Annotated in this window: 8 protein-coding genes; all 8 read right to left on the bottom strand. The window is 62.2% G+C overall.

Going from position 1 to position 12,220, the window contains the following annotated elements; genetic code table 11:
• Positions 1–367 precede the first annotated feature (367 nt).
• The 8 genes from terL to HDE77_RS00535 all read right to left on the bottom strand — a co-directional run bounded on the left by terL (position 368) and on the right by HDE77_RS00535 (position 12,220).
• Positions 368–2,026, bottom strand: a complete 1,659-nt coding sequence (terL, locus tag HDE77_RS00500) for a phage terminase large subunit (protein ID WP_184415098.1) — start codon at positions 2,024–2,026, stop codon at positions 368–370.
• Positions 2,023–2,262, bottom strand: a complete 240-nt coding sequence (locus HDE77_RS00505; RefSeq protein ID WP_343206030.1) for a hypothetical protein — start codon at positions 2,260–2,262, stop codon at positions 2,023–2,025. Before HDE77_RS00505 ends, terL begins: the two co-directional genes overlap by 4 nt.
• The gene (locus tag HDE77_RS00510) at positions 2,249–2,533 is read right to left on the bottom strand and encodes a hypothetical protein (protein WP_184415101.1); all 285 of its coding nucleotides are present in this window, start codon (positions 2,531–2,533) and stop codon (positions 2,249–2,251) included. The genes HDE77_RS00505 and HDE77_RS00510 overlap by 14 nt, the downstream gene beginning before the upstream one ends.
• A 2-nt stretch (positions 2,534–2,535) precedes the next feature.
• Positions 2,536–3,000, bottom strand: a complete 465-nt coding sequence (locus HDE77_RS00515) for a hypothetical protein (RefSeq protein ID WP_184415103.1) — start codon at positions 2,998–3,000, stop codon at positions 2,536–2,538.
• Between the two features lie 3 nt (positions 3,001–3,003).
• Positions 3,004–4,596, bottom strand: coding sequence for a hypothetical protein (locus HDE77_RS00520; RefSeq protein ID WP_184415104.1), 1,593 nt, complete (start codon positions 4,594–4,596; stop codon positions 3,004–3,006).
• A gap of 107 nt (positions 4,597–4,703) precedes the next feature.
• Positions 4,704–6,608: a phage tail fiber protein gene (locus HDE77_RS00525; RefSeq protein ID WP_255482493.1), complete on the bottom strand. Its 1,905-nt coding sequence runs from the start codon at positions 6,606–6,608 to the stop codon at positions 4,704–4,706.
• 47 nt (positions 6,609–6,655) lie between these two features.
• A complete protein-coding gene (locus tag HDE77_RS00530; protein ID WP_184415106.1) occupies positions 6,656–9,895 on the bottom strand; it encodes a hypothetical protein in 3,240 nt (1,079 codons plus the stop codon).
• Positions 9,896–9,907: 12 nt separating this feature from the next.
• A complete protein-coding gene (locus HDE77_RS00535; protein ID WP_184415107.1) occupies positions 9,908–12,220 on the bottom strand; it encodes a hypothetical protein in 2,313 nt (770 codons plus the stop codon).

Genomic DNA, 12,220 nt, shown 5'->3' on the forward strand with positions numbered 1-12,220 from the left:
ATCGCTGGGTCAATCAATACGCTCTCATTCCGAGCTGGATACATACAAGAGAGTGGGAGCTGTATACGAAGTCACAGCTCCAAACGCTGCTTCAGTTCTGCGATCAAAGGCTGCATGCTCTGCTGCCTGCTTACGAGTCCAACGGGCTTAAGCACGACGGCTATCTGGACATTCTGCGGAGGCACCATGAGGACGTCGAGACGAACGTGGTTCTTATGCTAAGAACGGCGCGCGCAGAACAGAAACGTGCGACAGCGAGGATGGGCCTCAGCTTGTTGGAGAGGGTCTTTTGGCTCGCGGTGGGCGCGGTGATTAGTGCGGTTGTTCTATCCATTCGCCCACCGCATTAGCTATCCTTTTCGGCCGCTCAGTAGTTGTCGAAGAAGTTCGGCGCTGCCGGCCGATGACCGAAGACGCTCTCCGCGAACTTCGCGTACTCGATCTCCATCAGCTCCTCCATCCGCTTGTCTTCCTCGCGGGAGATGTCGCGGTTGAGGTACTCGCTCCAGTACGCGACGGCCATTGCGAGCGCATCGAGTCTGTCGTCGTGCCGTAGGGCGCCACGGTCGCGGGTGATCCGCGTGAGCTGGTGGAACAGTTGGAACTTCGGTTCGCACTTCTGATCCGCACGCATGAGCGCGGCATCCACGATCAGTCGGTGCTGGTTGAGCACAGGCTCCAGCGTGTCGATGATGCGGCGTTCCTTCTGACCGACACTGCGAGTCTCCTCGACAGCGCACGGGTAGATGCGGCGGAGCACAGGCTCCAGCAGCTTGATGAACATGCCGTCGCCGAAGTTCGACTCGACCAGGATCATCTTGACCTTCTCGGCACGGGCTACGTGCGCGATCTGCTCAAGAGCCTCGTCGTCATAGCCGCCCTTCAGGCCCCCTGCACGACGCAGGAAGACCATGCCGCGCAGCAGCTTGGTCACGGTGTAGCCCGTCTCGTCACCGCCGCGTCCCGAGGGATCGACGGACATGACGGAGCCGGTGTACTCCTCGACTTCCTTGGCGAGATACATCGGTCGGTGCAGGCGGTCACCAGTGAATCCCACAGCGGGGATGTCGTCGATCACCTGCTCTTTGCCAGAGGCCCACATGATTCGGATGGGTGCCGCTTCGCGGTCTACGTCCATCACGATCAGGTCGGATAGCTTCAGCGGATACCGCTCAGCATCGGACAGCGTGGTGTCGAGCATGAATTGCAGCAGGAACCCGCCGCGACCATAGGACGCCTCACGGCGAAGAAGGTCATCCTCATGGAACCGGGAAGGCTCCACAGGTTGCCATGCACACCCAGGGTTGGCCTCGAAGTGATCCGCGATGAACGGAGCGAGGCGACCGCTGTACTGGTTGAAGTGCTTGCGATCCTTCGGATACCTCGCGGGCCAGATGCGAATCTCGTAGCCGCGCGAAGGGAGTTGGTTGTAGATGGATTCCTCGGTCTGAGGCGTGCCCAGGTAGACGATCTCTGCGTGAGCCAGGGGCTTCAGGATCGCGTCGAACTCTTTGATGAGTTCACCCAGCTTCTCGCGTTGCGCGACAGTGGCCGAGTTCTTCACCACCTCCACGTCATCCGCGATGATCGTGTCGGCGCGTGAGCCGGTGAGCTGGCCGGTGATACCGACAGACTTCACGGAAGGGGACTGGTCGGGCTTCGCAAGGCCGACATCGAACGCGAGGTTCGAGTTGCGCTGGTCGCCCTTGGGCTTCAGATGAGCTAGTTCGGGAATGGTCTCGATCAATCGCTTGGTGAAGATCGAGAAGGCGTCAGCGCGATCTTTGGATGCGGAGACAACTAGTACCTTGTGTTGCGCGTCTTTCCACAGGAGCCAGCAGACATACGCTGCGGTGATCCAGGATTTCCCGATGCCTCGGAAGGCTTCGATGACGCGGCGGCGAGGGCCGTATTGCAGGTAGGCAGCGATGTCGTACTGGACAGCGGTCGGCGCCGGTAGGCCGAGCTGCTGCCAGATATGGTAGACAAAGTTACGGAAGTCCTCGAACGGATGCGGATCGCTCAATGGCTCCGGTCAGAGCTTGCGTCGAAGGGGAACTCCTTGAGCTTGTCCGCCAGCTTGCCAGCGGGACTGCCAGGTACGATGACGGCTTCGATGCCGTTGTCTTTGACGAACTGTCGGGCGACGTTGAGGATCGCAGCGAGTCCCTTGGTGTCCGTATCCATGCTCTCGATGGTGTCGGTGAGCTTGTTGGCGATAGCGGAGTGCAGGGCTTCGAGTGCGTCCTTACTTGCTGCCACTACCGCCACCGAGGAAGCGAGCGAACAGACTCTCCAGCGCGGTCGTCCCGAGGGACGCCAGGGCCGCAGCGAGACCCACATGGGCCGGGAAGGACAGCGTGGGGAAGATCACGACGGCCAGCGCGGCACTCATGCTGAGACCGGCCGTGGTGATGCAGCGGGCGAGGGCGATCTTCCAGTTGGAAGGGCCGCTCGAAGCAAGGGTTTTGCCGAGGCCGATGACGGCCCCGGTGATGCCCAAGGTAGCGAGTAGTTTCGTGTCGTTGTCCATGGTTACTTGTTGGTCGAGTAGGAGAGTGTGTAGTTCACGTACACCACGTAGGACGATTGGCCGTCCGAGATGGTGCAAGCCAGCACGCCGGTGATGGCGCCGATAGCGGCAGTCACGACACGGGAGATGGTTGTGGACTGTCCGTTCGGGCTGGTGATGGTCGGGGCGACGCCATTGCTCACGGAGACGATTGACCAGGTGTAGCTGTACGAGCCGTTGCCGTTTGCACCGTAGGCCGCTGTAGCGTTCGAGGTGACGTTGCCGGAATTGGGGACACCCTGCGCGCCACCTGAAATGCTGGTGGGACTGGCAGAGCCGCTGACGGGTGTGTAGGCAGCGAACGCGAGCACCCAGGCGCCTCCCTGTCGCCTGTAGATGTTTCCGATCTTGGTCTGGATGCCGCCGGTCTTACGTGCTTGTCCTTGCACCGGATCGCGCCACCCGCCGCCGCTTCTAATCTTCAGCATGGGTCACCAAATCCACAGGTCACCGTCTTGCGCAGCGCCGCCTGGGTCACTGCCCTGGACGAAGATGCGCGGCATGCCTACCCAACCAGCACTGTTCGCCCATAGCCTGTTCATCTGGCCTGCGAAGTACGCGTTGCCGTTGTGCTGAAGGCCGCTGCCGTTGCCGTTGATGTACGCACCGCCGTTACTTTGGGTGGTCAGGCTGTTGCCTGCTACCTGACCGGCACAGTTCCAGTTCGTGACGCCTTCGTGGATCACGCGGTACGCGTTGGCACCCATCGACCAGCCGCCGACCTTCCACTGGTTGTCGGTGTCGATACCGAAGTGGGCGCCGTACTGACCGTCGCGGAGGAAGGACATGACGGCCGCTGCGTACTGGTTGTTGTTGTTCGCGATGCACAGCGCGGTGGCGTTGTTGTTGACGATCCCCGAGATGTTGGGAGGGCTACCGCTGGCGAGAACCGTTCCGTCTTTGGAGGTACGCACGCCGACAGGCAGATAGCTGCCGGGGTCGAAGTTGCCCGCATGCCACACGGCCTTACCGTTGACCTTGTAGCCACCCAAGGTGTCCCACGTACCCGTGCGGGCGTCGTACACGCCACGAACCGTATCCGTGTAGTCCGCAAGACCGAGGCCCCAATGCAAATGCACACGGCTGTTGTGGGTAGCGTAGGAGGCGCCATCGCCCGCACCTGACGCGAAGAAGCACCGACCTGTTGCCGAGGGCATATCAACGAGTCCCGAGAAGGCGGGACTTGCCAGCGGTGCCTTGGCATCAAGCGTGCCCTGTAGGCCCGCGAGGTCAGAGATGCCGATCACCACGTTGCCGGTGCGGCCGGCGACAGTAGTGACGACGGTCTGGTTGTCGATGCGATCCCAGGAGTCGCCGTCGTAAACGAGCATGTCGCCTACGCCGTACTTGACGGTGCTGACGGTGCCGGCAGCGGAGACGATGTAGAAGTCGCCGACCTTCGGACTGTCTGGCATTGCACCGGATGCAGCAGACCACTTGCCTCGGTAGATCAGCGCGCCGATGGCGGTGAGGCGGGCCTGCTCGGCCCAATGGAACGCCGAGAAGTTACCAGGCGAGACCTGGACGTTCACCGGAGCGTTCGCGTATTGCAGGGCGAGGCCCTGCGCGGTTTCCGCAGCGCCCTTCGAGGACAACGCGGATGCCGCAGAGAAGCCGGCATTGTCGGAGTTGTTCCTGGAGGTCGTCGCGCTGCCGGCCGCAGCCACCGCAGACGCGTCAGCCGCAGCAGCCTTCGTGGTCGCCGTGGTTGCGCTTGTAGCAGCGTCAGTGGCCTTCGAGGTCGCGTTGGAAGCCGAGGTGCCCGCAGTGACCGCAGAGGCAGCAGCGGCGTCCTTAGCGACAACGGAAGCGGCGCGGGCTGTGTCGGAGTCAGTAGCGGACTTCAGCGACGCAGATGCGAAGGCCGAAGCCTGCGACGAGGACGCCTGTGCCTGCGCGGCGGCACCCGTCAAGTTGTCCGTAAGGGACGTGACGGTCTTCTGTAGGGCCGGGAAGGTCGGCAGGGTGACGATGGCACCCGTACCGTCTTCCATATCCACTGTGCCGGTCTGCTTGGTGAGCAAGTCGCGCAGTGCGTTCTTGTATCCGTTCCACTTGTCGATCAGAGCGGAGATGCGAGCGGCTAGAGTCGAGTTCGAGATCGAGCCGGGGTTGTCGTTTGCGGAGATAGTTACCTCAGCCCGAGGGCGTAGATTGAGATGGCGGTGACGTGGAAGTAGTCAGGGCGAATCTGCCCGGTGCCGTCGATGCGAACGCGGTAGCTCACGGCGCCCGTGGCTGCACCGTCCAGGGCCATCATGGAGTCGTAGGCGGTGGAGGAGACGTTCATGTAGTAGGCGTGTTGCTTCATCACTACCCACGTCGAACCGACCAGCTTCTCCAGAATGATGAGTCCTGTGCAGGGGTTGGAGCCGGGGTTGTGGATCTCACACTCGACGTGCAGCACAGGCACCTGAGCTTCCCCAAGGAGCACGGGGGTCGTCAGAGTGATCTGTGCGCCGACACCGCCGACGTTCGCCGCGATGTCGCCAGTCCACGACGTGTAGGTGGACTTCTGCAAGTTGCCGATCATGTTCTGAGCGGTGATCTGTCCAGCGAACTTGGCGTTGCCCGAACGATCGACAGAGAAGACTGCGTTGTTCCAATTCTTCGCCCCGGCACCGATCCACATCGGATAGGCATCGCCAGGGTTGTTCGTCATCTCGCAGCGGAACTCCAGCGGGTTGATGATCGCGCCGTTGCCGTCGAGCTGGAACGTGCGGAACGTACCGCCGTTCACCGTGCCCAGGTTGGCCGTGATGGCTGACAGGGAGTTCGCAGTGATCTTGTTGGCTGTCACTGAGCCATCGACGATGAGCTGACCCTGGATGCCCACGGTGCTCACGCCGCCGACCGTGCCGACAACGAATGGATACTTGAGCTGCGCCACGCCACCCGTAGTGGTGTAGGTCGGGGAGACCATGGCGAAGCGGTCAGCCATGACCGTGAAGGTCGAGCCAGTCTTGCTGTCGATGCCCAGGCCGATGCCGGCGATCACAGGGATGCCGTCGATCTTTCCGCCATTCATCTTGACCGACCAGTTGGCCTGCCATTCCGGGTTTGCACCAGGATCAGGATTGCCCACCACGAGGGCCTCGAAGCGGCTCTGTAGGTTCGCGAAGGAACCGTTGGAGAACGCCTCGACCTGGGTGGTAGCGATGGCCTGCGCGTAGTCCTTGGTGGCGTAGGAGGTCTGCATGGTCTGCGAGATGGCCTTGTCGGCCTTGTCGAAGTCCGCAGCGACCTTGGTGATCGCGGTGGATCGTGCCTCGGTCTCATTGGCAATCGCCTGCTTCACGTCGGTGATCTGCGCGATGCTGTCGTTGATGGCCGCGCTGAGCTGCGTGGCGGACGTGGTGCGTGCCTCTGTCTCCGTGGCGATGGCCTGGTTGACCTGGATGAACTGCGCAGCGGAGTCGTCGAACTTGGCGAACAGCTCGGTGATCTGTGTGGCGACGGACGAGTGATCGTCCACCAGCGCGGTCAGGCTGGTCTCTGCGGTAGCGATGCGTCCTTCGAGCTTCCGGCGTTCGTCGAACGTCTGGTCGCTGCGGAGGAGTTCTTCCATCAGCGTCTCGGCAGTGTTGTCGATGTCATCGAGCCGGGTCACCAGGATGCCCATGATGGGCGACTGCATGATCGCGTCGATGATCTGCTGGATCGGTAGGGAAGGCTGGTCGCCTTGACCGGGCCAACCAGAGCCGCCGCCAGGAAGGCCGCCAGCACCGTAGGTGCCGAAGTCGAGCTGCTCCTGGATGATGTAGAGGAGCTGTGTACTGTTGAGGTTCAAGTCACGCGCTGGTAGCTGCGTGCCGTCTTCGACGACGACGAGGTTCCTGTCGCGCGGAGTGAACCTGCGGATGGTGACGAGGATTCCCGAGGGAACCTCATCGGCCAGTTGAATTGTGGTGGGGCCAGTCCAGGTGAAGGACTGCTCCACAGCATCCCCCACATCCCCTGCGAACACCCGGATGTCTTCGGAGTGCAGGTAGGGGAAGGGGATGGTGTACGTGACCGCTGACTCCGCGAGGTACATCACGAAGGAGTAGCCACGAGCCAGTGGGTTCATGTGTCTCCAGAGAGTTAGGGAGTGTCGCCCTTCGGGAGCTGTGAAGCTGCCCACGAGAGACCGTTACGAACGCCAGTGACGTTCTGGAACCACAGGAGCGACATCGCATCCTTGGCTTGCTTCTGTGTGACCTGTGCATGTGGATCGAGTGCTGTCACCGCGAGCTTCGGAAGACCCCACAAGGCACGTCCGGTTGCCAGCGAGGGGATGCCCTGCACACCGGAGTCCAGGCCCGTGGAGCGGCCATAGGCGAAGACAGGAGTGTCATCACCACCGAGGGCCTTCTTGAGACCCATGTCGTGTGCAACGGTGTCCACCATGAACGGGAGGATCGAGGAGTAGCTGGACTGCTGGAACGCCTGCTTGCCAATCGTATCCATCGTCATCAGCTTCTCCCGCTTCTCCGGGTCGCCGATGGTGTTGACGTAGTTACGAGCGGCCATGCCGATACCTGCGAACAGCGTGGAACCCATCCACATCTGCGCCGTCTGCCAGTCACGCATGTGCAGCCCGTGCAAGAGCACCGAGGTGTACGAGTTGGTCTGGAAGGTACGGAACTGAGTGAAGATGCGCCCGGTCGCTGAGTGCATGAGCTGGATGGTGTCACCGACACCGCCTTCGCCCAGGTAGCGTTTCGCATTGCGATGGACGAACAGTGCCAGGAGACGCTTGTCATCCGGCGACCACTTGTCCCAGGACTTTGCGATGTCCTTGACGCCCGTCATGCCCTTGAGGTTTCCAAAGAGACGAGCTTGGTCAGCAGCGTCCAGGCCACCTGCACGCAGGCGGTTCAGTGCGCTCTTGGGGATCGACGCACGGTTGGCGAGGTCGATGATGTAGCTGGTGATGCCGGTGCCAGCGAGGCCCTGGTTGAACTGCACCATCGGTGCAATACCGGAGACCACGGACATCGCGCGCTGTGCGTACTGCTCACCCTGGTCGAGCTTGTTCAGCGCCTTGCCCACCGCCTTCTCGTTGTTCCACACGGACTCGCCCACGGAGTCCAGGCGCAGATGCGGCTGGTTGCGGATGAAGTCGGTGCCGAAGCCGGATAGCTCGGAGATGAAGCGCGCCTCGTCAGTGGAGAACTTGCCGGTACGCATGTTGCGCACCATGTCCACCGCCGCAGGGGCCGCCTTCAGTGCGTTGCGGAAACCCACAGCGCCCAGCGTACCGCCCACACTCTCCAGCATCGTGAAACCCACTTGGCCCATTGAGGTCAGGAAGTTCCACCCACGAGCCAAGCGGGAACCACGAGTCCATGCGGAGTGCGGTGCGTCGGACGTGGACTTGCCGAGGATCGAGTTGAACGTGATGTCGAGTGCGCGGGACAGATCACTGTCGCCCGCCTGCTTGCTTTGAGCCAGGAGGAACGCTTTGTATTTGTCCAGCTCCGCTTGCGTGCCGATGTTGGCGTGCTTCTTCAGCGCGGCCCAGCCGGACATCTCACGGACGTACTCGGGCACCAGCTTGTCCACGTTGTTCTCCAGGAGATCAGCGAGGTTCACCTTGTGCTCGTTGCCGAGGTCGTCTTTCAGCGTTGCGCCGAAGGACTCGTCCATGTCGATGCGGGACTTCGCACGGGAGTGCATGGCCTTCTTGGCTGCGTCCTTCTCCAGCTTGCCCACCAGTGCGTCGATGCGTTGCACATCCACACCAGCTTCCGTCAGTAGATCGCGGACACTGCCGGCGTCTGCACGGTTCAGCGTGCCATGTAGGTCACCTGCGCCGCCCATCGCCTTGTCATATCCACGCTTGAGCCATGCGTTGCTGACTTCGTGCAGGAGGTCTTCGTTGACCTTCTCGCCGTCCGGCAGGTTCTTGATCCATTCACTACGCATCGCTGGCTTCACCAGGTTGTCGCGCAGGTTCTCGAAGGAGAGGCCCTTGGTCGCATTGAGGTCGGTGTAGCCCTTCGCGGAGAAGATGCGGGGCAGGTAACCCTTGGTCGGCAGCTCCTTCTCGAAGCCGGGGACGCCGGCTGCACGCAGCTCGTCATTCATGGTCTTGAAGGCAGCAGCAGCGTGATCCGCGGTCGCCTCGATTTCCGGCGACATGTCCTGAGCGACACCACGGATGTGGTAGCCGACCGACTCGTTGAACTGACCACGCGCCACGTCACCCTTGATGCCGCTGGCGGCGGAGAACTTCGACCACTCACCCTCGACGCCCTTGCGGTACGCCGCGTGGATCGTCTGATCCATCAGCTCTGATTCTTCGGACGCAGTGAACTTGGTTGCCGCGCTGCGATCTGTGTTGCCTACGCTGTCCCGCAGGAGCTTGCTGCCCTCGTTACGGACAACGGAGGACTCGCTGCCACCGAGGCGGCCCGCAAGGTCACGGCGGATGGTCATGTTCGCCATCCACTTCGGGAGCCACTTGGGCGCACCCTTGCCGCTGCCAGTGAACGCAGCACGGTTGGTGTTCGCGTAGGACTCGTCGAGGATGGTCTGCTGCCACTCTGGCGTGCCCACTACGGGGCCGTCCAGGGTGCTCACTACAGAGCCATCGACTCGCGCTGCACCCATGCTGTCATTGCCGGTACGCACGGGCGCTGTGGTGCCGCGCACCAGCTTGTTGGTGCCATGCGCCAGATCGGCCAGCTCACCTGCGCGGAACCCGAAGGCGCCGCCCGCGAGGAACCCAAAGGCTCCTGCGGTGACCAGGTGGGACGTGTCGATCTCGGGGTCGTACTGTGATGCGAGGCCCTCGGTGCCCATGTTGATACCTGCGCCGACGACGCCGGCACGCACAGCGTTCGCCAAGCGTCCCGCGTTCGCGGAGTAGCCAGCGCCACCCGAGAGGGCACCGATGGCGAACATGGAGGGATCGAGTGCGCCTGCTGCGAGGTTGGACAGGAGACCGGAGCGAGCCGAGTCTTCCTGCGCCATCTTGTTCTGGATTGCGAATCCCTTGAGGAGTTCAGCGTGTGCGGGAGACGTTGCACGCTCCAGCAGTTCCGTCTGATTCTCAAGGCCCGCCTTACGCCAGTCGTCAATGACTGGCTGTAGTGCCGCACCGTAGAAGTCGGGGTCGCGAGGGACGCCCTGTTCCTGTAGTGCCCTGTCGGCCCATGCGATAGGCCCCTGGACGATCTTGGCGCCGATGAGGTCGGTGAAGGTCGTCGCGTCCTTTGTCTTCTGTTCCGTCGCCGCGTCCGTGCGGGCCTGTGCGTCCAGCTTGGTAACACCTGCGGACGGCAGGGCGAGGTTTGGTTGCCCCTCGCGAGCGTACATGCTCGGTAGTGTGTCCACAGGTGTACCTCGTTAGTGGTTGCTGGTGATGAAGTCCGCGAAGGACTGCGAGTGGTTGGAGGGATCGTTGAGGAAGTTCGAGACCTTCGTGCGCTTGGCAACGTTGGCCGGGTCGAACCAGTTCTTCTTGCCGTACTCTTGGAGTTCGGTAGCTGCTGGCTTCGACCAGTTCTCGTCGGAGGTCTTCATCGCTGCATTGATCTTGGCGACGTTCGCAGCGGTCAGGCCGCCTTCCGGGATGGTCGTTTCATTGTTCTTGGCGAACTGCTCCACCGTGACACGCTTAGCGTCCTCCTGCTTCTTCCACGCCGCGTAGTTCACGCGAGCGGCTGAAGGGATGACATCGACGAACTCGGTGCTGGTGTGCTCCTTGCCGTCGTCGCCGACCCTCGTGACCTCGTGGGTCACAGGCAGTGGGACACCACCAGCAGCGAAGTAGGTCAGCCGCCAGGTGTTCGGCGCTCCAGGGATCGGCGCGAACATCACCGGATCATCCTTGCCGACCACATTCTTCTCGACGAGCTTGCCCTTCCACATGTTGCTGGCTTCAGTCATGGCTTCGCTGGTCTGCTTGTCCATGCCGTCACCCGTGCCGTAGTTGCGCACCATGCGGTCGCCCACACGGATGTAGGAGGACTGCACTCGGGTCAGCGCGGCCTTGGCGGCCACCTCGGGAGAAGCAGCGGCTTCCACCATGTCCTTGACGGAGAGGCGGTAGGCCGTGTCCAGCTCACCCAGGTTTGCGATGGGCGTGTTGGACTGCCAGAAGTGCTCGGATGTGAAGTCCTTGGGGGCATCCTTCGCCACCAGCTTCATCGCGTCAGTGACGTTCTTGGTGATCGTCTCGGAGTCGAGGTTCGTCCCCATCTTCACCTTCGACCACGCTTGCGCGTCGTCAGCACCCAGGAGCTTCGCTTGCTTGTACTGCGTGTAGCTCGCGAGGGCTTTGCTATCCAGCTCCGCAGAGGCGCGGGCAGGGGAGATGCTGAACATGCGATCCACAAGCTGCGCGTACTGCGTGGCCTGCTGGGGATTGCTGGGATCGAGAGTGCTCGACAGGATTCCCTTGAGAGCCGGGATGGGGGCACCGCTGCGCATGGCGTGATCCACGACGGCAGCAACCTGCTTGGGGTCGCCGGCCTGGAGAGCCGCAGTGAACGTGGTGTCGCCGGCCTTAGCGATCTCGTCGGCGGAGAAGCCCGCACGGTTCTCACTGAGAGGATCGTGGTTGTTCCACAGGAGCATCGCGTCACGCTGACGCTGCTCTTTCGCCATCTTGTCGGACTGTCGCTCCGCAGCCTCGCGGGACGAGTTGAGCTTCGAGGCGACCTCAGCGGCCGACTTGTCGTTCGCCTTGCCCCATGCGAGCGCACGGGCTTTCCCCAGGATGCCCTTGTCGGCCAGTGCGTCCACCTGCACGGTGTCCTGCACTTCCTGGTCATAGCGAGCGGCTTTCGCACGGTCCTCCTGCACAGCCTGTCCGCGCTTGGCGGCGAGCTGGAGTTCTTCCTTGTGTTCCGGGATGTCAGCCAGCACAGGTCGGCCGTTGCCGGTCGAGGTCTGGAGGATGGACATGCCCTTGGCGATGTCGATGTCACCGGATGCGAGCGACGCCTTGACGGAGTTCACCGCGATGGTGTCCAGCTCGTCGTCGGTCATACCCTTGTTGGCGTTGTAGGCACGCCACGCGGCGTAGCCCTCGGGGGTCGTCATGTTCCCCTTGGTCAGTCCATCGACCAGCATGGCGGACGCGCCGTCCTCCTCGCGCTTCATCGACTCTTTGATCGACTGCTTGAGGAACGCCTGCTTGATGTCGTCCTGCGACTTGGACAGGCCCACCATGAAGGTGTCGCGTGCCTTGCCGTCGAGCTTGTTGTCGGCGATGTACTGCTCGGCATGCTCCTTCAGGAACCCGTCGATGTCCGCACCTGGTTCCAGCTTTGCCAGTGGTTCCTGTAGTTGGTCTTGGAAGCGACCCACGGCATTGATGCCGTCAGTCTCCTCGTAGCTCTGCTTAGCTACGTCGCTGGCTTGCTTCAGCCACTCGGTCTGATCCGCACCACTAACGTTGAACTCGGCAGCGTGCGTGGCGCCGGCCTTCTTGTCGGACGCGTCCTGCGCCTCCTTCTGGTTGGCAGCGTCACGGGCGTTCTTCTGCGCCATGGTGTTCGCCACGTCACCGAGTGCGCGACTGAGGCCCCACATCGCGCTGCCCTGGCCGCGAACGGCGTTGAGGTCAGCTTGTACGGGCAGGGCGACGTTGGCGGACTGCGAGGAATCTACGGCCGGTCGCGAGGTGATGCGTTGTGCTTCAAAGCGAGGCAT

The organism is Rhodanobacter sp. MP7CTX1 (assembly GCF_014205795.1).
Taxonomy (GTDB): domain Bacteria; phylum Pseudomonadota; class Gammaproteobacteria; order Xanthomonadales; family Rhodanobacteraceae; genus Rhodanobacter.